Origin of the sequence: Pseudomonas sp. NC02 (assembly GCF_002874965.1) — a bacterium.
Lineage (GTDB): Bacteria > Pseudomonadota > Gammaproteobacteria > Pseudomonadales > Pseudomonadaceae > Aquipseudomonas.
The window spans coordinates 4089589-4111976 of the sequence record NZ_CP025624.1 but is presented as its reverse complement, the minus strand read 5'-3'; the positions used below and the strand labels follow the sequence as shown (position 1 = coordinate 4111976).

21 protein-coding genes and 1 pseudogene are annotated in these 22388 nt (G+C 61.7%); 13 read left to right on the top strand and 9 right to left on the bottom strand.

Translation table 11 applies throughout. The annotated features are described in order from the left end of the window. Positions 1-31 precede the first annotated feature (31 nt). The 5 genes from C0058_RS19305 to C0058_RS19285 all read left to right on the top strand — a co-directional run bounded on the left by C0058_RS19305 (position 32) and on the right by C0058_RS19285 (position 4060). Positions 32-235 (top strand): toxin-antitoxin system YwqK family antitoxin, encoded by a 204-nt coding sequence (locus C0058_RS19305; protein WP_371132908.1) that lies wholly within the window; start codon positions 32-34, stop codon positions 233-235. After that, positions 232-660 carry a hypothetical protein gene (locus tag C0058_RS19300; RefSeq protein WP_087694196.1) on the top strand — a complete coding sequence of 143 codons (429 nt, stop codon included), beginning with the start codon at positions 232-234 and terminating at the stop codon, positions 658-660. The genes C0058_RS19305 and C0058_RS19300 overlap by 4 nt, the downstream gene beginning before the upstream one ends. A gap of 18 nt (positions 661-678) precedes the next feature. Next, positions 679-1149, top strand: a complete 471-nt coding sequence (locus tag C0058_RS19295; protein ID WP_087694195.1) for a hypothetical protein — start codon at positions 679-681, stop codon at positions 1147-1149. A 435-nt stretch (positions 1150-1584) separates the two neighbouring features. Next, positions 1585-3138, top strand: a complete 1554-nt coding sequence (locus C0058_RS19290; RefSeq protein WP_102369344.1) for a TerC family protein — start codon at positions 1585-1587, stop codon at positions 3136-3138. Between the two features lie 79 nt (positions 3139-3217). Then, on the top strand, positions 3218-4060 hold the full coding sequence (locus C0058_RS19285; RefSeq protein ID WP_102369343.1) for a PhzF family phenazine biosynthesis protein: 843 nt from the start codon (positions 3218-3220) through the stop codon (positions 4058-4060). Here C0058_RS19285 and C0058_RS19280 read toward each other — a convergent pair. Both C0058_RS19280 and C0058_RS19275 read right to left on the bottom strand, forming a co-directional pair. Further along, positions 3996-4373, bottom strand: a complete 378-nt coding sequence (locus C0058_RS19280; RefSeq protein ID WP_102369342.1) for a co-chaperone YbbN — start codon at positions 4371-4373, stop codon at positions 3996-3998. The two genes, C0058_RS19285 and C0058_RS19280, sit on opposite strands and share 65 nt — an antisense overlap. 147 nt (positions 4374-4520) lie before the next feature. After that, on the bottom strand, positions 4521-4757 hold the full coding sequence (locus tag C0058_RS19275) for a hypothetical protein (RefSeq protein WP_003207990.1): 237 nt from the start codon (positions 4755-4757) through the stop codon (positions 4521-4523). Positions 4758-5092: 335 nt separating this feature from the next. Here C0058_RS19275 and C0058_RS19270 point away from each other — a divergent pair, with 335 nt between their 5' ends. The 8 genes from C0058_RS19270 (at position 5093) to C0058_RS19235 (ending at position 11713) form a co-directional block, all read left to right on the top strand. After that, the gene (locus C0058_RS19270) at positions 5093-5941 is read left to right on the top strand and encodes a transporter substrate-binding domain-containing protein (RefSeq protein WP_003207992.1); all 849 of its coding nucleotides are present in this window, start codon (positions 5093-5095) and stop codon (positions 5939-5941) included. 52 nt (positions 5942-5993) lie between these two features. Next, positions 5994-6656 carry an amino acid ABC transporter permease gene (locus C0058_RS19265; protein ID WP_003207993.1) on the top strand — a complete coding sequence of 221 codons (663 nt, stop codon included), beginning with the start codon at positions 5994-5996 and terminating at the stop codon, positions 6654-6656. A 9-nt stretch (positions 6657-6665) separates the two neighbouring features. Further along, positions 6666-7328, top strand: a complete 663-nt coding sequence (locus C0058_RS19260; RefSeq protein WP_003207996.1) for an amino acid ABC transporter permease — start codon at positions 6666-6668, stop codon at positions 7326-7328. Further along, positions 7325-8110 carry an amino acid ABC transporter ATP-binding protein gene (locus tag C0058_RS19255; RefSeq protein ID WP_003207998.1) on the top strand — a complete coding sequence of 262 codons (786 nt, stop codon included), beginning with the start codon at positions 7325-7327 and terminating at the stop codon, positions 8108-8110. Before C0058_RS19260 ends, C0058_RS19255 begins: the two co-directional genes overlap by 4 nt. A gap of 23 nt (positions 8111-8133) precedes the next feature. Then, the gene (locus tag C0058_RS19250) at positions 8134-8523 is read left to right on the top strand and encodes a RidA family protein (RefSeq protein ID WP_003208000.1); all 390 of its coding nucleotides are present in this window, start codon (positions 8134-8136) and stop codon (positions 8521-8523) included. Positions 8524-8692: 169 nt separating this feature from the next. Next, positions 8693-9457 carry an IclR family transcriptional regulator gene (locus C0058_RS19245; protein WP_003208002.1) on the top strand — a complete coding sequence of 255 codons (765 nt, stop codon included), beginning with the start codon at positions 8693-8695 and terminating at the stop codon, positions 9455-9457. A 9-nt stretch (positions 9458-9466) separates the two neighbouring features. Then, positions 9467-10675 (top strand): amino acid deaminase, encoded by a 1209-nt coding sequence (locus C0058_RS19240; RefSeq protein WP_102369341.1) that lies wholly within the window; start codon positions 9467-9469, stop codon positions 10673-10675. Positions 10676-10804: 129 nt separating this feature from the next. Then, positions 10805-11713 carry a sugar kinase gene (locus C0058_RS19235; RefSeq protein ID WP_102369340.1) on the top strand — a complete coding sequence of 303 codons (909 nt, stop codon included), beginning with the start codon at positions 10805-10807 and terminating at the stop codon, positions 11711-11713. Positions 11714-11829: 116 nt separating this feature from the next. Here the strand turns inward: C0058_RS19235 and C0058_RS19230 are convergent. The 7 genes and pseudogenes from C0058_RS19230 to C0058_RS19200 all read right to left on the bottom strand — a co-directional run. Continuing rightward, positions 11830-12120: pseudogene (locus tag C0058_RS19230) on the bottom strand (peptidylprolyl isomerase); the annotation flags it as partial. Between the two features lie 27 nt (positions 12121-12147). Further along, on the bottom strand, positions 12148-14685 hold the full coding sequence (locus C0058_RS19225; RefSeq protein ID WP_023658930.1) for a PAS domain-containing protein: 2538 nt from the start codon (positions 14683-14685) through the stop codon (positions 12148-12150). A gap of 135 nt (positions 14686-14820) precedes the next feature. Further along, positions 14821-16779: an acetoacetate--CoA ligase gene (locus C0058_RS19220; protein ID WP_102369339.1), complete on the bottom strand. Its 1959-nt coding sequence runs from the start codon at positions 16777-16779 to the stop codon at positions 14821-14823. A 169-nt stretch (positions 16780-16948) separates the two neighbouring features. Further along, the gene (locus C0058_RS19215; RefSeq protein WP_102369338.1) at positions 16949-17722 is read right to left on the bottom strand and encodes a 3-hydroxybutyrate dehydrogenase; all 774 of its coding nucleotides are present in this window, start codon (positions 17720-17722) and stop codon (positions 16949-16951) included. A gap of 7 nt (positions 17723-17729) precedes the next feature. Further along, positions 17730-19121: a GntP family permease gene (locus tag C0058_RS19210; RefSeq protein WP_102369337.1), complete on the bottom strand. Its 1392-nt coding sequence runs from the start codon at positions 19119-19121 to the stop codon at positions 17730-17732. 296 nt (positions 19122-19417) lie between these two features. Continuing rightward, on the bottom strand, positions 19418-20815 hold the full coding sequence (locus C0058_RS19205) for a sigma-54-dependent Fis family transcriptional regulator (protein ID WP_003208015.1): 1398 nt from the start codon (positions 20813-20815) through the stop codon (positions 19418-19420). Continuing rightward, complete coding sequence (locus C0058_RS19200; RefSeq protein ID WP_102369336.1) at positions 20812-22383, bottom strand: ABC transporter ATP-binding protein; 1572 nt, start codon at positions 22381-22383, stop codon at positions 20812-20814. Before C0058_RS19200 ends, C0058_RS19205 begins: the two co-directional genes overlap by 4 nt. Positions 22384-22388 lie beyond the last annotated feature (5 nt).

The window sequence follows — 22388 nt, the reverse complement described above, 5'->3', positions numbered from 1 at the left end:
GCGTTACCTGTCCGAGGACGGCACGCAATGGATTCGACATGGGCTTTTTCGCGCCTACCACCCAAACGGCAACCTGGCTTCCGAGGGGAATTACGTGGATGGCGCCGAACACGGCGACTGGCGGGACTACCACGACAATGGACAGGTGGCGGCGCAGGGCGTTTATGAGCGTGGCCAGGAAGTTGGGCTGTGGTCGTTCTGGGATGCAGATGGATCTCTGGAGGAGTCCTCATGACCACTGAGCTTGCAGCGTCGCTGCACGAAGAGATCCAGTCGTTATGCAGTGCAGGTGATCAATTGGCCGATGACGGCCGTTATGAAGAGGCCATCGAGCAATACAACAAGGCCTGGATCTTGATCCCCGAGCCGAAAAATGATTGGGAAGCCTCCACCTGGGTATTGGCTGCCATCGCTGATGCATGCTTTTTATCCGGATTCAAAGGCTCAGCCCGGGATGCCTTGGACTATGCGATGACCTGTCCGGGCGGTCTCGGAAATCCGTTTTTACATCTGCGCCTGGGGCAGGTTTTGCTGGATCAGGGCCACGATGATCAGGCCGCCGATGAATTGATGCGGGCATACATGGGCGCAGGGGCCGAGATCTTTGACAACGAGGATGGGCGCTATCTGCGCTTTCTTGGCACGCGGGCAAATCTCTAGACGCGAGGGCGGGTGTTGATGTCCACGTTGGCAATGATCCGGCAGCAATGTTTGCTTTTGAATGGCGCGCGCGCCGTTGAGCCTGGGTTTCTTGATGAGGTGCAGAGCCACCTTGGCCTGGAGCTTGCGGATGATTTTCGTGAGGCTGCCGAGTTCTTCGATGGCTCTGGAATCTACGTTTTGCCCTTGCACGCAATAGGGTGGGCGCCTGCGCCGAATGTCCTGGACGAAACCAGAAGTCTTCGAGAGCGTGCCGGGCTTGCGCGGCAGTTTTTGGTATTAGCCCAGCCGCCGGCCAGTTTGATCGTGATGGATTGCTCGGGCGGAGGCGGTCGGGTGATTTGGTGTGATGACGTGGATGTGTGCCGCCTGGGTAGGGAGGCCTTGTTGACTGCGCCGGATTCATGGCCGACGTATACCGCGTTTCTTGAATACCTGATCAGTGAAGAGCAGCAAGATCGTGTTGATCTGCCCGACGATAAAGCTTGATGCTACGAGCCTGGCTGAAGTCCGGCGAGAGGGTGACGCGGAGCGTCACGGTATGCATTCCCACGCAGAGCGTGGGAACGATCAAATGCTCAAAATTTGTTATGGGCTGTCCCAACCATAGTGAAAAATTGTTGGCTCACGACATTCTCCCTAATATCAGAATGCTTGATCCTACAGATCTTGTAATAATTTTAGATTGTAGGAAATTCCCGTTTCGCCTGTACGATTCAAGTCCCTTTCCCACAACAGGACCTGCATGAACACCCTCTCGGAGCCTCCCAGTCGTCTTTCCTCAAGACATGCACTGTCGCTGTTCCCGCTGATCGCCTGCCTCCAGGCCAGGCATCCCGTCTTCCGATTGCCTACCCTTACCCGGTCCCTCGACCGTGCGTTGCCGTGCCCGGCATTCTGAAAAACTTGAAGAGATACTGAAAAATGGAATGGTTAGCGGATCCAACGGCCTGGCTCGGCCTGTTGACTTTGATTGTGCTGGAGCTGGTGCTGGGCATCGACAACCTGGTGTTTATCGCGATCCTGGCGGACAAGCTGCCGCCGGAGCAGCGTGACCGTGCGCGTCTGATCGGTTTGTCCCTGGCGTTGCTGATGCGTCTGGGCCTGTTGGCAAGTATTTCCTGGTTGGTGACCCTGACCCAACCGCTGTTCGAGGTGTTCGACAAGAGTTTCTCGGGCCGTGACTTGATCATGCTGTTTGGTGGTGTGTTCCTGTTGTTCAAGGCCACCATGGAATTGCATGAGCGCCTTGAGGGGCATGTGGCTCAGCGCACTGGCAACGTGGCCTATGCGATGTTCTGGCCGATCGTTGCGCAGATTGTGGTGCTGGATGCGGTGTTCTCTCTCGATGCGGTGATTACCGCCGTGGGCATGGTGGATGAGCTGGCGGTGATGATGATCGCGGTGATCATTTCCATCGGCCTGATGATCATTGCCAGCAAGCCGCTGACCCGTTTCGTCAACGCCCACCCGACGGTGATCATGCTGTGCCTGGGCTTCCTGATGATGATCGGTTTTGCCCTGACGGCCGAAGGCCTGGGCTTCCACATTCCCAAAGGCTATCTGTACGCGGCCATCGGCTTCTCGATCCTGATCGAGCTGTTCAACCAGATCGCCCGGTCGCGCCGCAAGAAGTCGGCCCAGGGCACGCTGCCGAGGCGTGAGCGTACGGCCCACGCGGTGATGCGTTTGCTCGGCGGGCGTAATCTGGCAGTGGAGGAGGTGGGTGAAGAGGTCGCCGACCTGCTGGATAACCCCGATGCCAACGGCGGGCCGCTGTTCGACCGGCGCGAGCGGGTGATGATCAGTGGCGTGCTGCAACTGGCTGAACGCCCGATCCGTACGCTGATGACGCCTCGGGCGAAGGTGGACTCTATAGATCTCTCGGACGATCCCGACACTATCCGCCTGAAACTGATGCATTCGTCTTACTCGCGTCTGCCCTTGATCCGCGACGGTAATGTCGACGAGCCATTGGGCTTTGTGCACAAGAAGGAGTTGCTCAAGGAATACCTGGCCGGTAACGAGCCGAACCTGGAGCACCTGGCGCGCCGGGCGGTCAACTTGCTGGAGAGTTTTTCGATTCTCAATGCCTTGGAGCAGATGCGTCAGGAGTCGACTCACATTGCCTTCGTGATCAACGAATTTGGCGACTTTATCGGGGTGTTGAGCATGACCGACATCCTCGAGTCCATCGCCGGTGAGTTGCCGGATGCGAGTGAGGTCGAAGGCCCGGATATCGTCGAGGAGGAGGGTGGTTTTCGCGTCAATGGCGCCTTGAACCTCAACCTGATCCGCCAGCGCACCGGCTTCAAGGCTGTGGCGACGGAGGATTACCAGACCCTGGCCGGGCTGGTGATGAGCCTGCTGGATCGACTGCCGGTGGTCGGTGACAGCCTGGAACATGAAGGCTGGCGCCTGACCGTGGCGGCGGTGGAGGAGCGGCGGGTCACGCAGGTGTTGCTGGCCCCTCTTTAACGGGTGAATTTCATTCGACGCTGGGCTGGCCTTTGGATAGCATCGCCGCTCACTGAACCGTTAAGGAAGGGTTACCCGAATGACTTTGGACGTGCTTAAGATTTCTGCATTCTGTGACGGCAACCAGGGCGGTAACCCTGCAGGTGTTTGGATCGGTGACAGCCTGCCGGAAGCTGTAGAAATGCAGCGTATCGCCCACGAAGTCGGGTTTTCGGAAACCGTATTTGCCTGCCCGCAGGATGACGGCTGGCGCGTGCGGTACTTCGCGCCGGAGTCCGAAGTTGCGTTTTGCGGGCACGCCACCATCGCCCTCGGTGCGGCCTTGAGCCTGGCGCTGGGCGATGGCGAATTCCACCTGACCTTGAACAACGGCGATATTTCCGTCAGCGGCCGCAGCGAAGGCGACCTGATCGAGGCCGCGCTGCAATCCCCGCCAACCCGCAGCGCACCGGCCAACGATGCCCTGGTGGACGCGGGCCTGACCTTGTTCGGTTACACCCGCAATGACCTGGACACGAGCATTCCGCCAGCGATCATCCATGCCGGCATTTCCCACCTGGTGCTGGCGCTCGCCAGCCGCGCCAAACTCAGCCAGATGCACTATGAACTGGAAGCCGGTCGCCGCTACATGACCGACGCCGGTTTGGGCACCGTGGTGCTGGTGTTTGCCGAAAGCCCGACGCTGTTCCACACCCGCAACCCGTTTGCGGTGGGCGGCGTGTACGAAGACCCGGCCACGGGTGCCGCGACCGCTGCCTTTGCCGGCTACCTGCGGGACCTGGGCTGGCCGCACAACGGGCGCATCGACATCATTCAAGGCGAGGACATGGGCAGCCGTTCGCGCTTGCAGGCGCAGATCACCGATGAAAAGGGTGCCTCGATTCGGGTTTCGGGTACGGCGCGGTTGATGTTGGAGGACTGATTCTGGTCCTGGCGAACGTCTCCCTCAGCGTTTTTTCGTCGAACCCCTCCAGCTTATTGATCATCTTGCCATTCTGGAAAACCAGCAGGGTAGGCGTGCCGGTAACCTCGGGATGCCTAGGGGTTCGGGCAGTGTCGAGCACCAGGCTCTTCACGGAACTGGCGTATTTCCCGGCAATCCGTTCAAACAGTGGCCCGGCTTCCCCGCAGGCCGGGCAGTGCTGCGAAACAAACAGCATGAACACCGTTCTATGCGTCTTGAGCAACTGCTGATACTGCTCGGCATCGGCAATCACCGCCGTTGCAATTCCCATGATGATCTCCTTGAGCGAAAGGCCTGGCCCACGCTAATCCCGGCGATCAAAACCGTCTACTGTCAAAACTAACAGGTACCCACCTCCAACTGGCCCATTGTGGCGAGGGAGCTTGCTCCCGCTGGGCTGCGCAGCAGCCCAAAGCCTTCAGCGCTCCGCCCGCTCCCGAGCCTTCTTCGCCAACCCCACGCACTGCTTATAGTCACCCTGATCCTTGGCATCCTTGGCCCGACGATACCCATGATGATTCTGCGTGGTGTAGTTCGTACTGAACGCCGCCTTCAGCCTGACCAGCTCGGCCTTGCATTCGCGCCGGTCATCCTTGGCGAACACCTGGGTGGCAAACGCCAGCGACAACAACATAAGGACAAGACTGATCTTCATCTGAACGCGTTCCTTGGAGGGTCGATCATCTGCCAAGACTAGCCCAGCCACGGAATTCTTCCATCCGGCCACCGCACCGCTTTCGTGCACGGTAACGACCCGCCCCCGCACCCAAATGTGGCCTGTCACCCCGGTGTGTAGCCAACGGTAGCAATCTGATTGCAGCGGCTGACCCAGTGCCTTATCGCTGATAAAAATCTATCCATTTGATTTAAAAAGAAATTAATCCCGCAATATTTTTCTGTTACTGCGTGTGGCACACTTTCTGCTATCTATTCCGTTGTTACATACTAAGTTCCGGTATAGCGGAATACACAATCCCTGGAGTGCTTGTCATGCATCACCGACCTTCCGTGTTCAAAGCGTGTGTTTTTCTCTTCGCCGCATCGGCTTCCCTCGCCAGCGTAGTGCAGGCGGCGGACAGCAAGCTCGATACAGTGCTCAAGCGTGGGCACCTGATCGTGGGTACAGGCAGTACCAATGCGCCGTGGCACTTCCAGGGAGCGGATGGCAAGTTGCAGGGTTTTGACATCGACATCGGCCACATCGTGGCCAAGGGTCTGTTCAATGACCCGAGCAAAGTCGAATACGTGGTGCAGTCTTCCGATGCCCGCATTCCCAACCTGTTGACCGACAAGGTCGACATGAGCTGCCAGTTCATCACCGTCACGGCAAGCCGTGCGCAGCAGGTGGCCTTCACCCTGCCGTACTACCGCGAAGGTGTGGGCCTGCTGCTGCCGGCCAACAGCAAGTACAAGGAAATCGAAGACCTGCAGGCCGCCGGCGACAGCGTCACCGTGGCCGTGCTGCAAAACGTCTACGCCGAAGAGCTGGTGCACCAGGCATTGCCCAAAGCCAAGGTCGACCAGTACGACAGCGTCGACCTGATGTACCAGGCCGTGAACTCCGGGCGTGCCGACACCGCTGCCACCGACCAGTCCTCGGTCAAGTACCTGATGGTGCAAAACCCGGGCCGCTACCGCAGCCCGAGCTACGCCTGGAGCCCGCAAACCTATGCGTGCGCCGTCAAGCGTGGCGACCAGGACTGGCTGAACTTCGTCAACACCGCCCTGCATGAAGCCATGACCGGTGTGGAATTCCCAATGTACAAGGCCTCGTTCAAGCAATGGTTCGGTGTGGACCTGCCGGAGCCTGCGATCGGTTTCCCGGTTGAGTTCAAGTAATTCGTAAACCCTGGGGCGTCGCTGACGGCGCCCCAATCAGGTACTGCCGACCATGAACTATCAGTTGAACTTTGCCGCTGTGTGGCGCGATTTCCCCAGCTTGCTGGCGGGGCTCGGCCTCGGCCTTGAACTGGCACTGCTGTCCATCGCCATCGGTTGCGTGATCGGCCTGTTGATGGCGTTTGCGATGCTGTCCAAACACCGTGCGCTGCGCATCGTGGCCTCGGTGTATGTGACGGTGATCCGCAACACCCCGATCCTGGTGCTGATCCTGTTGATCTACTTCGCCTTGCCCAGCCTGGGTATCCGGCTGGACAAGATCCCTTCGTTCATCATCACCCTGTCGTTGTACGCCGGTGCCTACCTCACCGAGGTCTTTCGCGCAGGCCTGCTGAACATTCCCAAGGGGTTGCGTGAAGCGGGCCTGGCCATTGGCCTGGGCGAATGGCGTATCCGCGCGTACATCACCGTGCCGGTGATGCTGCGCAACGTGCTGCCGGCGCTGTCGAACAATTTCATTTCGCTGTTCAAGGACACCTCCCTCGCGGCCGCCATCGCGGTGCCGGAGCTGACCTATTACGCCCGCAAGATCAACGTCGAAAGCTACCGGGTGATTGAAACCTGGATGGTCACGACCGCGCTCTACGTGGCTGCCTGTTACCTCATTGCCATGCTGCTCCGTTACCTGGAACAGCGTTTGGCAATTCGCCGCTAAGGAGCGCCCATGTACGAATCCCCCAGCTGGCTGCATGAGTTGTGGATCGCCCGGGAAACCCTCTGGGCGGGGTTCCAGACCAGCGTCTACTGCTCGGCCCTGGCCATTATCTTCGGCACCCTGATCGGCATCGTCGCCGGCTTGGTACTGACCTACGGCAAATTCTGGATGCGCGCACCGTTTCGCCTGTACGTCGACCTGATCCGCGGTACGCCGGTATTTGTGCTGGTATTGGCGTGCTTCTACATGCTGCCGGCGCTTGGCTGGCAGATCACTGCGTTCCAGGCCGGTGCCGTGGGCCTGACGCTGTTCTGCGGCTCTCACGTTTCGGAAATCGTGCGCGGTGCATTGCAGGCCATTCCCAAGGGGCAACTGGAAGCGGGCAAGGCCATCGGCCTGACCTTCTATCAATCCCTGGGCTACGTGCTGTTACCCCAGGCGCTGCGGCAGATCCTGCCGACCTGGGTCAACTCGTCCACCGAAATCGTCAAGGCTTCCACCTTGCTGTCGGTGATCGGTGTGGCCGAGCTGCTCCTCAGCACCCAACAGGTCATCGCCCGGACGTTCATGACCCTGGAGTTCTACCTGTTTGCAGGCTTTATGTTTTTTGTCATCAACTACGCCATCGAATTGTTGGGGCGTTACATTGAAAAGCGGGTGGCGTTGCCATGAACCAACTCTCAAAAGAAAGCCAGCCACTGCTGAACATTCGCGGCCTGCGTAAACAGTACGGCCCGGTGGAAGTGCTCAAGGGCGTCGACCTGAGCATGCAGCGCGGCAACGTCGTGACGTTGATCGGCTCCAGCGGCTCGGGCAAGACCACGCTGCTGCGCTGCGTCAACCTGCTGGAAGAATTCCAGGGCGGCCAGATCACCCTCGACGGTGAATCCATCGGCTACAGCGAGGTCGGCGGCAAGCGCGTGCGCCACCCGGAGCGGGTGATCTCCCAGCACCGCGCGATGACCGGCATGGCGTTCCAGCAGTTCAACCTGTTCCCGCACCTGACCGCCTTGCAGAACGTCACCCTGGGCCTGCTCAAGGTCAAGAAGATGGGCAAGGACGAAGCGGTTGCACTGGCGGAAAAATGGCTGGACCGTGTCGGCCTGCTGGAGCGCCGCAATCACTTCCCGGGCCAATTGTCGGGCGGCCAGCAACAGCGCGTGGCGATTGCCCGGGCGATTGCGATGAACCCGAGCCTGATGCTGTTCGACGAAGTCACCTCGGCCCTGGACCCGGAACTGGTGGGCGAAGTGCTCAGCGTGATCAAGGGTTTGGCGGAAGAGGGCATGACCATGTTGCTGGTCACCCACGAAATGCGCTTTGCCTATGAGGTCTCGGACAAGATCGTCTTCATGAACCAGGGCCGCATTGAAGAACAAGGGCCGCCGAAGGACATTTTCGAACGCCCGCAATCGCCGCGACTCGCGGAATTTCTCAAGAACATTCGTTTTTAAATCATCACTTCAGGAGATCCATTATGAGCATTACTCGTTACGGCACCGGCGCCACTGCAGGCGGCGGCCAGCCTCGTCCTTTCGCCCGCGCGGTGGAAGCAGATGGCTGGTTGTACGTGTCGGGCCAGGTGCCGGCGGTGGACGGTGAAATCATCACGGGCGGGATCGTCGAGCAGACCCACCAGACCATGCGCAACGTGGTGGCGATTCTCGAAGAAGCCGGCTACGCCCTGGAAGACGTGGTGCGCGTCGGTGTATGGCTGGAAGACCCACGGGACTTCTGGAGCTTCAACAAAGTCTTCGGCGAATACTTCAACCCGGAACATGCTCCGGCGCGGGCGTGTGTGCAGGCGAACATGATGGTCGATTGCAAGGTTGAGATCGATTGCGTGGCCTACAAGAAAAAAGGCTAAATGCCCGTCTCTTGAGACCACAGGAGACCCAATGTGGGAGCGGGCTTGCTCGCGAAAGCGGTGGATCAGTTGTAGATGTATTCACTGACACACCGCTTTCGCGAGCAAGCCCGCTCCCACAGGGGATCTGTGTTGATAGCTACATCTTCAAACGGGACCGACGACTGCCATGACCGAAGACACCATCAAACGCCGCGCCAAAGGCCTCGACCGGGCGTTCGATATCCTCGATTTCCTCAAGGAAATCGGCCAGCCCCTGCGCCCGAATGACATCGCCAGCGGCATCGGCAGCCCCAAATCCACGGTCTACGAACTGGTGGCTTCGCTGCTGGAACGGCGCATCCTCGAAACCGTCGGCAAGGACGGTCACGTCTACCTCGGCCGTCAGCTGTACTTCCTCGGCCAGGCCCACCTGCGCCATTTCGACCTGACCCGCGAAGCCGACCACGCCCTGCAGGAAATCGTCAGCCAAACCCACGAAACCGCCCAGATGTGCCTGCTCAATGGTCGCAAATACACCGTGGCCCTGATGCGCGAAGGCGAGCGGCATTTCCGCATTTCCTCAGACATCGGCGAGAACGCGCCGATCCCCTGGACCGCCTCCGGCCGCCTGCTGCTGGGCCACCTGAGCGACCAGCAAATCATCGACCTGATCGACTACGACGACTTCATCCTCCCGGACGGTCAGCGCCTGCCTCTGGAAACCTTCCTCGGGCAAATCCGTCAGGCCACCCTCGACGGATTCTTCTCCTTCGACAGTGTCGCCGACACCTTTACCCACTGCTTTGCCGCCCCGGTTCGGGACGCCCAAGGCATCAGCATTGCGACCCTGTGCATCGTCGCCCCACGGGCCGATGCGATCAAAAACTACAACGACTACCGCCGGGTGCTGATCGACAGTGCGAACAACCTGGCCCGTCGCATCAACGAATAGGAAACCCTTATGTCTGCCTTCAATGCCGTTGAAAAAGGCGCCGCCGCCGTCGGTGCACATCTGGTCCGTGACGTCAGCCTGCCGGCCCTGGTGTTGCACCGCGACGCCCTGGAACACAACATCCGCTGGATGCAGGATTTCGTCAGCAACAGCGGTGCGCAATTGGCGCCTCACGGCAAGACCAGCATGATGCCCGCGCTGTTCCAGCGGCAGATCGAGCAGGGCGCCTGGGGCATCACCCTGGCCAACGCCGTGCAGACCCGCGCCGCGTATGCCGGTGGGGTTCGCCGGGTGTTGATGGCCAACCAACTGGTGGGCGCGCCGAACATGGCGCTGATCGCCGACCTGCTGGCCGACCCCGAATTCGACTTCCACTGCATGGTCGACCACCCGGACAACGTCGCCGACCTGGGCCTGTTCTTCGCCGCCCGTGGCCTGCGCTTGAACGTGATGATCGAATACGGCGTGGTCGGCGGGCGTTGCGGTTGCCGCACCGAACAACAGGTGCTCGACCTGGCCAAGGCGATCAAGGCCCAGCCTGCGCTGGCCCTCACCGGCATCGAAGGCTACGAAGGGGTGATCCATGGCGAGCACGCCATCAGTGGCATCCGCGAATTCGCCGCCTCCCTGGTACGCCTGGCCGTCGACCTGCAAAACAGCGGCGCCTTCGACCTGGCCAAGCCCATCATTACCGCCTCGGGTTCGGCCTGGTACGACCTGATTGCCGAATCCTTCGAAGCCCAGAACGCCGCTGGCCGCTTCCTCAGCGTATTGCGCCCGGGCAGCTACGTGGCTCACGACCACGGCATCTACAAAGACGCGCAGTGCTGCGTACTGGATCGTCGCAGCGACCTCAACGAAGGCCTGCGCCCGGCGCTGGAAGTCTGGGCCCATGTGCAGTCGCTGCCGGAGCCGGGCTTTGCGGTGATCGCCCTGGGCAAGCGCGACGTCGCCTACGACGCCGGCCTGCCGGTGCCGCTCAAGCGCTACAAGGCTGGCGTGCTGCCAGCCGAGGGTGATGACGTGACCGCGTGCAAGGTCACCGCCGTGATGGACCAGCATGCGTTCATGGTCGTCGCACCGGGGGTTGAGCTGCGCATTGGCGACATCATCTCCTTCGGCACATCCCACCCGTGCCTGACCTTCGACAAGTGGCAAGTGGGTAATCTGGTGGATGAGCAATTGCAGGTGATCGAAAGCCTGCATACCTGCTTCTAGACCGAGTCGCGCCTTTCGCGAGCAAGCCCGCTCCCACATTCGACCGAGTTCCTTCAGTTGAAATGCATTCAAATGTGGGAACGGGCTTGCTCGCGAAGAGGCCCTCCAGTACATCGAGAGACCCCAGGCATGAACACAAAACCCCGCATCGCCCTGATCGGCGAATGCATGATCGAACTGCAACACCGCGCCGACGGCAGCCTGCAACAAAGCTTCGGCGGCGACACCCTGAACGCCGCCGTCTACCTGCGCCGCGAACTGGGTGAACCGAGCACCGTCGACTACGTCACCGCCCTGGGCGATGACAGCTTCAGCGATGCCATGTGCAAGCACTGGGCTGAGGAAGGCCTGGGCCTGGGTATGGTCCAGCGCTTGCCCGGGCGCCTGCCGGGTTTGTACTGCATCCAGACCGACGCCAAGGGCGAGCGCAAATTCCTCTACTGGCGCAACGAAGCGGCGGTACGCGACTGCTTCACCACAGCGGCGGCCGAACCGATTCTGGCCGCGTTGCCGGGGTATGACGTGGTGTATTTCAGCGGCATCACCCTGGCGGTGCTGGGCGAAGTGGGCCGTGCGCGCCTGCTGGAAACCCTGGTCGAAACCCGCAAGCGCGGCGGCAAGGTGGTGTTCGACAACAACTACCGGCCACGCCTGTGGGCCAGCGTGGACGCCGCACGCGCGGCGTATCACGCGGTGTTGGCCGAGGTGGATATCGCCTTGCTGACCGAGGATGACGAGCGGGCGTTGTTCGGCTATGAAGACAGCGAGCAGGTGTTTGCGGCGTACCCGACGATTGCCGAGGTGGTGCTCAAGCGCGGGGCGGATGCGTGTTTGATTCGCTGGGAGGATGAGCGGTTCGAGGTGCCGGCGCTGGTGGTGGAGAAGGTGGTCGACACTACGGCGGCGGGGGATTCGTTCAGTGCGGCGTACCTGGCCAGTCGGCTCAAGGGCGGCTCGCCGCAGGATGCAGCACTGGCCGGGCATCGGCTGGCGAGCCGGGTGATTCAGGTGCCGGGTGCACTTATTCCCCGAGACTAACGCTGATCGTTCCCACGCTCCGCGTGGGAATGCAGCCAGGGACGCTCTGCGTCCCAAGAGCGGACGCAGAGCGTCAGGTGAGGCATTCCCACGCGGAGCGTGGGAACGATCAGCCATCAATCGCGGTAAAACACTTGCACCAGGTGATACCCGAACTTGCTCTTGATCGGCCCATGAACCACCTTCACGGGCTTCTTGAAGATCACCGCATCAATCACCCCCACCATCTGCCCCGGCCGCACTTCACCCAAATCACCGCCGCGCTTGGCGGAAGGGCAGGTGGAGTACTTCTTGGCCAACACATCAAACGCTTCGCCCTTGGCAATACGCTGCTTGAGCTGTTCGGCTTCCTCACTGGTTTTCACCAGAATGTGACGGGCTTGGGCTTTCATTGATCGGTCCTGATGTGAAACGGCGCGCGATTATGCCTGAAGTCAGGCCTCTGAGCTGATCATGCTGCGGATTTTGTTGGCCAGCAGGTCAATCGAAAACGGCTTGGCCACCATGTCCATGCCTTCCTCCAGGAACCCCTGGCGCTCGGCGGCTTTCTCGGCGTAACCGGTCATGAACAGCACCTTCAGGTCCGGCCGGTGTTGCCGGGCGATTTCCGCCAGTTGCCTGCCGTTCATCCCCGGCAAGCCCACATCAGTCACCAGCAAATCCACGCGCAAGTCGGACTCCAGCAACGGCAGCGCCGCCCGTGCATCCGCCGCCTGGTGTGCGGTGTAGCCCAGTTCATCCAGCACATTCACCACCAGCATCCGCACTGCCGGGTCGTCCTCGACCACCACCACGGCTTCGCCTTCCAGCGCCACCGGGGCTTCGCCCTGGGTAGCGGGCGTGGTCCGCTCCAGTGCCGTGCCATGCAGGCGCGGCAGGTACAGGCGCACGCAGGTGCCCTGGCCCGGTTCGCTTTGGATGGTCACGTGGCCGCCGGATTGCTGTGCAAACCCATAGATCATCGACAGCCCAAGGCCGGTACCCTGGCCGATGGGCTTGGTGGTGAAGAACGGGTCGAAGGCCTTGGCGAGGATTTTCGCGGTCATGCCGGCGCCGTTGTCGCTCACGCCGAGCATCACATAGTCGCCGGCCTTGACCGGTTCCAGGGTGGTGATGTCGGTGCCGTCGAGGTAGCTGTTGGCGGTCTCGATGCACAATTGCCCACCGTCGGGCATCGCATCGCGGGCGTTGATCACCAGGTTGAGCAGGGCGTTTTCCAGCTGGCTGGCGTCGGTGTTCACTGGCCACACGTCGGTGCCCAGTTGCACCTTGAGTTCGATGTGCGCGCCCTTGGTGCGGCGGAACAGGTCTTCCAGGGACGCCACCAATTGATTCGGGTCGACCGGCTTGCGGTCCAGGGATTGGCGGCGGGAGAAGGCCAGCAGGCGATGGGTCAGCGCAGCGGCGCGATGAGCCGAGGATACGGCGGCGTCGGTGAAACGGCCGATCTCGTCGCTGCGCCCGGCGGCGATATAGCGTTGCATCAGGTCCAGGCTGCCGATGATCCCGGTGAGCATGTTGTTGAAGTCATGGGCGATGCCGCCGGTGAGCTGGCCGACCGCTTCCATCTTCTGGGCATGGCGCAGGGCGTCTTCGGCACGCTCGCGCTCGAACATCTCGTTTTGCAGGCGCTGGTTGGCTTCGGCCAGGGCCTGGGTGCGCTGGCTGACGCGCTCTTCGAGGTTTTCGTTGAGGTGGCGCAGGGCCTCTTCGGTCAGTTTGCGCTCGGTCTCGTCGATCACAAAAATATAGAAACCGTTGACTGAACCGTCAGCGCTGAAACGCGGCAGGTACTTCATCAGCGCGTGGCGTGGCCGCCCGTCATGGTGCGGGGTGACGGTAACGAAACTGCAGGCCTTGCCCTTGAGCGCCGCCTCGATCTTGTCGACGCGCCCGGCATAGATTTCGTCGCCCACGACTTCGCGGATGCTCTTGCCGTACAACTCCTGCGGGGTCATGCCGTACCATTCCAGATAGGCACTGTTGTTCAGGCGAAAACGCTGCTCGTGGTCGACATAACCGATCAACACCGGCATGGCGTTGATGATCAGTTGCAGCTCGGTCTGGCTTTGGCGCAGGGCCTGTTCGGTGTGCTTGCGTTCGGTCAGGTCGAGGGCGGCGCCGAGAAAACGCGCCGGTCGGCCATGGTGGTCCTTGTAGCAGCGGCCCCGGGCAAACACCCAGCGCACTTCGCCGTCGGCGCGCTGCAGGCGGTATTCCTCGGCGTACTCGGTGCCGTGGGTGATGCAGTGCTTGATGCTGCGGGCCACCATGCCACGGTCTTCGGGGTGCACGCCTTGCAGGTAGTCGCTGATGGGCAGCAGGTCGGCGTCGCACGGGTCAACACCGTGCAGTTGGGCGAAATGGGCGTCGGCGATAAAGCGGTCTTCGCCGATATCCCAGTCCCAGGTGCCCACGGCATCGGTGGCGGCCAGGGCCAGCTGCAGGCGTTGCTCGGTGTTGCGCTGGGCCTTGAGGCTGTTCTCGGTGCGCTGCTGCAGTTCCAGGGCGATGCGCCGGCGCTCGTTGGTTTCGATGGCGGTAATCAGGATCCCGGCGACCTCGCCACGTTCGTCGCGGATCGGGCTGTAGGTCAGGTCGAGCCAGATCTCGGTGTCGCGGTCGTTGCGCTGCAGGACGAAACGCTGCTCGGTGAAGGTGCGCACCTGGCCCATGAGGACGGCGCTGTAGATCGGGTCGGTAAACGGCTTGAGCTCAGGCCAGATCAGGTCAGCCGGTTGGCCGAAGGCTGCCGGATGCTTGTTGCCCGCCAGCATCGCGAAGCCATCGTTGTAGATCTGGGTGAGTTCGGCGCCCCACAGCAACAGCATCGGCATCGGTGAATGGATCACGATGTCGACGGCTGTACGGAGACTTTGCGGCCAATCAATGGCGTCACCGAGGGGGCTTCGTGCCCAGTCCAGCCGCGCAATCAGTGCTGCGGCCTCGCTGCCGGTGGGTGATACGTTCATGTAAATGCCCTGCGCGTAACGCTTGAAGAATGACAAAAGCCGATTATCCCGCGACCCGGGGCCGGCTTTCCACCCTCGAAAAATAGCATGCTTGAGGGGTTTGTCTTCAAATGAGTGCTTAAAGGCTAAAACGTTTCATCTTTCTGCCAGCTCCGGGCGATCACGAAATTGCTCCAGCGCCTCGGGGTTGGCCAGTGCGTCGGTGTTCTTGACCGCCTCGCCATGCACCACGTTGCGCACCGCCAGCTCGACGATCTTGCCGCTGATGGTGCGCGGGATATCCGTCACCGCGAGGATCTTCGCCGGCACGTGGCGCGGCGTGGTGTTGGCGCGGATCACCTGGCGGATCTGCTGCTCCAGGCCGTCGTCCAGTTCGATGCCATCGTTGAGGCGCACAAACAGCACCACCCGCACGTCATCCTGCCAGCGTTGGCCGATGGCCAGGCTTTCCAGGACCTGAGGCACTTTTTCCACCTGGCGGTAGATCTCCGCGGTGCCGATGCGCACCCCTCCGGGGTTGAGCACCGCATCCGAGCGGCCATGGATCAGCAGGCTGCCATTGGGCCGCTGTTCGGCGTAGTCGCCCTGGGCCCACACGCCGGGGAACTGGCTGAAATACGAGGCCCGCAGTTTTTCCTGGTGCGGGTCATTCCACAGACCGATAGGCATTGCGGGGAAGTGCCGGGTGCACACCAGTTCGCCTTTTTCGCCCACCAGCGGGTGGCCCTGGTCGTCCCACACTTCGATAGCCATTGCCAGGCTCTTGCACTGCATCTCGCCACGGCGCACCGGCAGCACCGGGTTGCCGATCACGAAGCAGGACACGATGTCGGTGCCACCCGACATCGACGACAGGCACAGCTCGGGCTTGATCTCGCGGTACACGTAGTCGTAGCTCTGGGGTGACAGCGGCGAGCCGGTAGAAATCAGGCCCTTGAGGCTGCCCAGGTCATGGCTCAGCCGCGGTTGCAGCCCGGCCTTCTCCAGGGTGGCAAGGAACTTGGGGCTGGTGCCGAACACGCTGATTTTTTCCTGGTCGATCAGGTCCATCAGGCGTTCCGGCCCGGGGTGAAACGGCGAGCCGTCATACAGCACCGCCGTGGCGCCGATGGCCAGTACCGACACCAGCCAGTTCCACATCATCCAGCCGCAGGTGGTGTAGTAGAACAGGCAGTCGTCCCGCGACAGGTCGGCGTGCAGGCCGTGTTCCTTGAGGTGGGTGAGCAATACGCCGCCGGTGCCGTGGATGATGCACTTGGGCACGCCGGTGGTGCCGCTGGAATAGAGGATGTACAGCGGCTGATTGAAGGGCACGGCGACGAAATCGGGCTCGCCGCCGGGGGTGTAAAAGTCGTCCCAGAGTGCGACGTGGGCCCGGGTCTGATACTCCTCGGGCCGGGCTTGCGGGCGGGCATACGGCACGATGATCAATTGTTGCAGGGACGACAGCCGTTCGACTATTTCATTGAGCCTTCTGCTTTGGTCGATGACCTTGCCGGCGTAGCGGTAACCGGCGCAGGTGATCAGCACCTTGGGTTCGATCTGGCCGAAGCGGTCGATCACGCCCTGGGTGCCGAAGTCCGGCGAGGAGCACGACCAGATGGCGCCGAGGCTGGTGGTGGCGAGCATGCCCACCAGGGTTTGCCAGGTGTTGGGCATGCACGCGGCCACCCGGTCCCCCACGCCCACGCCGGCCGCCCGCAGGCTGCGCTGCAGGCCGGCGACATGGCGGGCCAGTTCGGCGTAGGTCAATTGCTCGCGCTGGCCGTCTTCGCTGATCGCGACCACGGCGGGGTGATCGTCGCGGCGGCGCAGCAGGTGTTCGGCAAAGTTCAGGGTAGCACCGGGAAACCACTGGGCGCTGGGCATCTCGGCGTCTTCGATCAGCACCGCGCTGGGCGGCGTGCGGAACTGCACCTCAAAAAACTCGACAATCGACTGCCAGAAGTCCGGGCGCTGGTCGATGCTCCACTGGTGCAGGGCCGGGTAGTCGCTGATCTGCAAGGCATGGCGATCATTGATGAAGCGCCGGAACTGGTCCATCCGGGTGTTGTGGATGCGTTCGGGGGAGGGTTGCCAGAGTATTTCGGACATAAGGAAATCTCTTTTTTATTATCTGATCTATCTAACGACACCGATCAAAATGTGGGAGCGGGCTTGCTCGCGAATGCGGTGGGTCAGTTCCAGATGTGTTAACTGATACACCGCATTCGCGAGCAAGCCCGCTCCCACATTTGAGCTGCGGTGTCTTGGGAATCGTCGTTTACTGGGCCAGCCAGCCACCGTCGATATTCCACGCCGCGCCCCGCACCTGGCTGCCGGCTTCGCTGCACAGGAACAGCACCAGCTCCCCCAATTGCGGCGGTGTCACGAACTCCAGCGACGGCTGCTTCTCCGCCAGCAAATCCTGCTGCGCCTGCTGCGGGTCAACCCCGCTGGCAATGCGGTCATCAATCTGCTTCTGCACCAGCGGCGTCAGCACCCAGCCCGGGCAGATGGCATTGCAGGTGACATTACTCTGGGCGGTTTCCAGGCCCACCACCTTGGTCAGCCCGATCACCCCGTGCTTGGCAGCGACGTAAGCCGCCTTGCCCACCGAACCCACCAGCCCATGCACCGAGGCGATATTGACGATCCGCCCCCAACCCTTGGCTTTCATGCCCGGCAGGCTCAAACGCGTGCTGTGGAACACCGACGACAGGTTGATCGCAATGATCGAATCCCAGCGCGCCACCGGGAATTCGTCCACCGGCGCCACATGCTGGATCCCGGCGTTGTTCACCAGAATGTCGATGCCGCCAAACTCGCGCTCGGCGTAGGCGATCATCTCGGCGATCTGCGCCGGGTCGCTGACGTCGGCCGGATGATGCCCGACCTTGCCGCCGAAGGCCTGCACCTGGGCGATCACCGCGCTGGCATCGCCGAAGCCGTTGAGGATCAGGTTGGCGCCGGCCTTGGCCAGGCTCAGGGCGATGCCCAGGCCGATGCCGCTGGTGGAGCCGGTGACCAGGGCGGTCTTGCCGTTCAATGTCGTCATATCAACCTCACACAATGCCGGTGGCGTAGAAAGTACCAATCACCACGAACACCGCGAGGGTCTTGATGATCGTGATGCCGAAAATATCTTTATAGGCTTCGCGGTGGGTCAGCCCGGTGACCGCCAGCAGCGTGATCACGGCGCCGTTGTGGGGCAGGGTGTCCATGCCGCCGCTGGCCATGGCCGCGACCCGGTGCAGTACTTCAAGGGGGATATTGGCCGCATGGGCCGCTGAAATAAAGCTCTCCGACATGGCCGCCAGCGCGATGCTCATGCCGCCCGAGGCGGAACCGGTGATGCCGGCCAGCAGGGTCACGGTAATCGCTTCGTTGACCAGTGGGTTGGGAATGCCCTTGAGCCAGTCCGCCAGCACCAGGAAGCCCGGCAGCGAGGCGATCACCGCACCAAAACCGTATTCCGAAGCGGTGTTCATCGCCGCCAGCAGTGCACCGCTGACCGCGCTCTTGCTGCCTTCGGCGAGCTTGCTGCGAATCGCCGAGAAGCCGAACACCAGTACCACGATAATCCCCACCAGCAACGCCGCCTGCACCGCCCAGATTGCCGTGAGCTTGGCGACTTCGGTCTGCACCGGCGCGCTCATGCCCGGCAGGCTGAGGGTGTGGGTCTTGCCGTACCACAGCGGAATCCAGTGGGTGAACAGCAGGTTCATGATGCCCACCAGCAACAGCGGCGACAGCGCGATCCAAGGATTGGGCAGCTTGATGTCTTCGGCGGTTTCCGGCTCGTTGCGCAGCTCGGTCCCATAGCCTTCACCGGCGCGCTGGGCCTTGTTGCGCTGGCGGGCCAGGTACAGCATGCCGGCGCAGAACACGAAGATCGTGCCGATCAGCCCCAGCCACGGCGCGGCCCAGGCGGTGGTGTTGAAGAAGGTGCTGGGGATGATGTTCTGGATCTGCGGCGTGCCGGGCAGGGCGTCCATGGTGAACGAGAACGCGCCGAGGGCGATGGTCGCCGGCAGCAAGCGCTTGGGGATATTGCTCTGGCGGAACATCTCGGCCGCAAACGGGTACACCGCGAACACCACCACGAACAGCGACACGCCGCCGTAGGTCAGCAGGGCGCACACCAGCACGATCACCAGCATCGCCTGGCGGGTGCCGAGCAACTGAATCGCGGCGGCGACGATGGAGCGCGAGAAGCCAGAGATTTCAATCAGCTTGCCGAACACCGCGCCGAGCAGGAACACCGGAAAATACAGCTTGAGGAAGCCGACCATTTTCTCCATGAACACCCCGGTGAACGCGGGAGCGACGGCGGAAGGGTCGGTGAGCAGCACGGCGCCGAGGGCGGCGATGGGGGCGAACAGGATGACGCTGTAGCCACGGTAGGCGGCCAGCATCAGCAGCGCCAGGGCCGCTAGGGCAATGATCACACTCATGGTGTGTCTCCATCTGATTGTTATTTTTGTGGGGGTGAGGCGGTGGGGAGGGGCTTTAGCGAGATGTGTGCCAAGTTGTTAACCTGTTGAAATATATAGAGAAATTCTTGATCTGTGAGAGTGTTCTCAAGTTTTGTCCCGAATTTGAGACTGTTGGAGATCAAATGTGGGAGCGGGCTTGCTCGCGAATGCGGTGTATCAGGCAGTAATTCAGGCACTGACACACCGCATTCGCGAGCAAGCCCGCTCCCACATTGGATTTTCTCTGTATTTGGAATTGTGTCTCTTTTTGGAGACTAGGCGATGCCCAAGGCAACCATTTTCTTGTACAAGGTCGACCGACCCAGCCCCAGCCGCTTCGCCGCCTCCACCACATTCCCCTCACAGTGCTTCAACGCCGCCCCAATCACCTGCCGATCAAACCGCTCCCGGGCCGCGCTGAAACTCTCGCCCTCAACGGTCTCTACCGAACTCTGCTCAACCGGGCTGAATGTACCAATTGCTGCGCGAATTTCACTGGCATCCAGCACCAGGTCATCACTCAACAGTGCCGCCCGCTCCAGCACATTGCGCAGCTCGCGGATATTCCCCGGCCACGCATGCTGCGCCAATAACGCCAAGGCCTCGCGGTCCAGCTCATGCTGGCTGCGCAACTCCTCCAGAATCGCCTCGCTCAACGCCGGCAAATCATCCAGCCGCGCGCGCAACGGCGGCACCTGGATCGGCAGCACATTCAGCCGGTAATACAGGTCCGCCCGAAACTCCCCGCGCTTGATTGCCGCTTCCAGGTCCATGGACGTGGCCGCAATTACCCGCACATCGCTGTGGATCATCTCGTTGGAGCCCACCGGCTCGAACTCTTTCTCCTGCAACACCCGCAGCAATTTGCTTTGCAGTGGTAGCGGCATGTCGCCGATCTCATCGAGAAACAGCGTGCCGCCCTGGGCAATCTGCAACTTGCCGGGGCGGCCCTTGCGGTCGGCACCGGTAAATGCGCCGGGCGCGGTGCCGAAGAATTCCGCCTCCAGCAAATCATGCGGGATGGCTGCGCTGTTGATGCTGACGAAAGCTTTATGGGCGCGAGGCGATGCACCGTGAATCGCCTGGGCCAGCAGCTCCTTGCCGGTCCCGGTTTCCCCCAGCAGCAACACTGGCGACTCCGCGCTCGCACTGCGCCGCGCCCGACGTTTGACTTCCAGGCTGGCCGCGCTGGTGCCGATAAAGTGCGCGAAGTTGTATTTACTCTGCCGCGACCTCAGCAGCGACCGAGTGGAAGCCAGTTCCTGCTGCATGCTCAGGTAACGCTCGATCAGCGGCGACAGGTTGCGCAGCTCATCAAACAACGCAAACCCGATGGCGCCGATCACCTTGCCGGCGTCGTCATGGATCGGCAGGCGCATCACCACCAGCGGGCCTTTGGGCGTGTCCTGGATATCCAGCAATATCGGCTGGTCGTTACGCACCACCTGGCGCAACAGGCTGTTGGAAATCACCTGCTCGCAGGGTTGCCCGATGGCTTCGTCGGCGCTTTTCAGGCCGAAGCGCTTGGCGTAGCGCTCGTTCATCCAGACGATGTTCGCGTCACCGTCGACAATCACCGTGCCTTCGCTGGACTGCTCGATGATCTCGAACAGCGACTGGATCGCCAGGCCGCGAACGTATTGGTAATCCTTGAGGCTGCCAGTGGTGCTCATGGGTGCGCCGCCGCGAGGAGTTCCCGGGTGTAAGGGTGTTGAGGCGCGGCAAACACTTCATCGCTGGGCCCGCGTTCCACCACCTTGCCGTCCTTGATCACGATCATGTCGTGGGCCAGGGCCCGCACCACCGCCAGGTCATGGCTGATAAACAGGTACGTCAGGCCGTACTTTTCCTGCAGCTCAAGCAGCAGGGCGACCACCTGTTTCTGCACGGTACGGTCCAGCGCCGAGGTGGGTTCGTCCAGCAGGATCAGCGCCGGCTTGAGCACTAGCGCACGGGCGATGGCGATGCGCTGGCGCTGGCCGCCGGAGAATTCATGGGGGTAGCGATGGCGGCTGGCAGGGTCCAGGCCCACGTCTTCCAGCACGCGAATCACTTGGGCTTCGCGGTCCTTGAGGCTGCACGGCGCATGCACTTCCAGGCCTTCGCTGATGATCTGCGCCACCGACATCCGCGGGCTGAGGCTGCCGAACGGGTCCTGGAACACCACCTGCATCTGCTTGCGCCACGGTTGCATCTGCTTTTGTGTCAGGCCGTCGAGGGCCTCGCCCTGGAAGCGAATCGTGCCGCTGGAATCCAGCAGCCGCAGAATCGCCTGGCCCAGGGTGGATTTGCCCGAGCCGGACTCGCCGACAATCCCCAGTGTCTTGCCGCGCTGTACCTCCAGGCTGATGCCGTCCACCGCTTGCAGGTACTGCTTGCGCCGGAACAGCCCGCCGCCCAGCGGGAACTGCACACTCAGGTTATCCACCTGCAACACCGTCTCCCGCGCCTCGTGATTCAAGACGATGCCTGCCGGTTCAGCATCCAGCAGCAGGCGGCTGTAAGGGTGCTGCGGGGCGCAGAACAGGGTTTCGCAATCCGCCTGTTCGACAATCTCCCCGGCCTTCATCACGCACACCCGCTGGGCAATGCTGCGCACCAGGTTGAGGTCGTGGCTGATCAGCAGCAGCGACATGCCCAGGCGTTGTTGCAGTGACTTGAGCAGCAGCAGGATCTTGCGCTGCACCGTCACATCCAGTGCAGTCGTCGGCTCATCGGCAATCAGCAGTTCTGGCTCACAGGCCAGGGCCATGGCGATCATCACCCGCTGGCGCTGGCCGCCGGAGAGTTGGTGGGGGTAGGCCTTGAGGCGTTCCCGGGGCTTCTGGATGCCCACCAGTTCGAGCAATTCGAGGATCCGCGCCTGGGCCTGTTTGCCGCCCAGGCCCTTGTGCAACAGCAGGGTTTCGCCGATCTGCTTCTCGATGCTGTGCAGCGGATTCAGGGACGTCATCGGCTCCTGGAAGATCATCGCAATCCGGTTGCCCCGCAGTTTTTGCAGGGTGGCGGGCGTGGCGCCGAGCAGTTCCTGGCCGCGATAGCGCACCGAACCGGTGGTTTCGGTGCCGGCTTCGGGCAGCAGTTGCAGGATCGAATGGGCGGTCACCGATTTGCCCGAACCCGACTCGCCCACCAGCGCCAGGCACTCGCCGGGGCGCACGTCCAGGCACAGCTTGCGCACCACCGTCTGGCCGTTGAAGGCGACACTCAGGTCGCGAATCTCGATCAGGTTTTCAGTCATCTCAA

Excerpts from the sequence above, each read along its gene's own strand:
- C0058_RS19250 (WP_003208000.1), top strand. The coding sequence starts at position 8,134 with ATGAGCATTACTCGTTACGGCACCGGCGCCACTGCAGGCGGCGGCCAG.
- C0058_RS19200 (WP_102369336.1), bottom strand. The coding sequence starts at position 22,383 with ATGACTGAAAACCTGATCGAGATTCGCGACCTGAGTGTCGCCTTCAAC.
- C0058_RS19280 (WP_102369342.1), bottom strand. The coding sequence starts at position 4,373 with ATGGGAATTGCAACGGCGGTGATTGCCGATGCCGAGCAGTATCAGCAG.
- C0058_RS19255 (WP_003207998.1), top strand. The coding sequence starts at position 7,325 with ATGAACCAACTCTCAAAAGAAAGCCAGCCACTGCTGAACATTCGCGGC.
- C0058_RS19245 (WP_003208002.1), top strand. The coding sequence starts at position 8,693 with ATGACCGAAGACACCATCAAACGCCGCGCCAAAGGCCTCGACCGGGCG.
- C0058_RS19265 (WP_003207993.1), top strand. The coding sequence starts at position 5,994 with ATGAACTATCAGTTGAACTTTGCCGCTGTGTGGCGCGATTTCCCCAGC.
- C0058_RS19285 (WP_102369343.1), top strand. The coding sequence starts at position 3,218 with ATGACTTTGGACGTGCTTAAGATTTCTGCATTCTGTGACGGCAACCAG.
- C0058_RS19205 (WP_003208015.1), bottom strand. The coding sequence starts at position 20,815 with ATGAGCACCACTGGCAGCCTCAAGGATTACCAATACGTTCGCGGCCTG.
- C0058_RS19300 (WP_087694196.1), top strand. The coding sequence starts at position 232 with ATGACCACTGAGCTTGCAGCGTCGCTGCACGAAGAGATCCAGTCGTTA.
- C0058_RS19240 (WP_102369341.1), top strand. The coding sequence starts at position 9,467 with ATGTCTGCCTTCAATGCCGTTGAAAAAGGCGCCGCCGCCGTCGGTGCA.
- C0058_RS19270 (WP_003207992.1), top strand. The coding sequence starts at position 5,093 with ATGCATCACCGACCTTCCGTGTTCAAAGCGTGTGTTTTTCTCTTCGCC.
- C0058_RS19220 (WP_102369339.1), bottom strand. The coding sequence starts at position 16,779 with ATGTCCGAAATACTCTGGCAACCCTCCCCCGAACGCATCCACAACACC.
- C0058_RS19225 (WP_023658930.1), bottom strand. The coding sequence starts at position 14,685 with ATGAACGTATCACCCACCGGCAGCGAGGCCGCAGCACTGATTGCGCGG.
- C0058_RS19210 (WP_102369337.1), bottom strand. The coding sequence starts at position 19,121 with ATGAGTGTGATCATTGCCCTAGCGGCCCTGGCGCTGCTGATGCTGGCC.
- C0058_RS19275 (WP_003207990.1), bottom strand. The coding sequence starts at position 4,757 with ATGAAGATCAGTCTTGTCCTTATGTTGTTGTCGCTGGCGTTTGCCACC.
- C0058_RS19295 (WP_087694195.1), top strand. The coding sequence starts at position 679 with ATGTCCACGTTGGCAATGATCCGGCAGCAATGTTTGCTTTTGAATGGC.
- C0058_RS19290 (WP_102369344.1), top strand. The coding sequence starts at position 1,585 with ATGGAATGGTTAGCGGATCCAACGGCCTGGCTCGGCCTGTTGACTTTG.
- C0058_RS19235 (WP_102369340.1), top strand. The coding sequence starts at position 10,805 with ATGAACACAAAACCCCGCATCGCCCTGATCGGCGAATGCATGATCGAA.
- C0058_RS19215 (WP_102369338.1), bottom strand. The coding sequence starts at position 17,722 with ATGACGACATTGAACGGCAAGACCGCCCTGGTCACCGGCTCCACCAGC.
- C0058_RS19260 (WP_003207996.1), top strand. The coding sequence starts at position 6,666 with ATGTACGAATCCCCCAGCTGGCTGCATGAGTTGTGGATCGCCCGGGAA.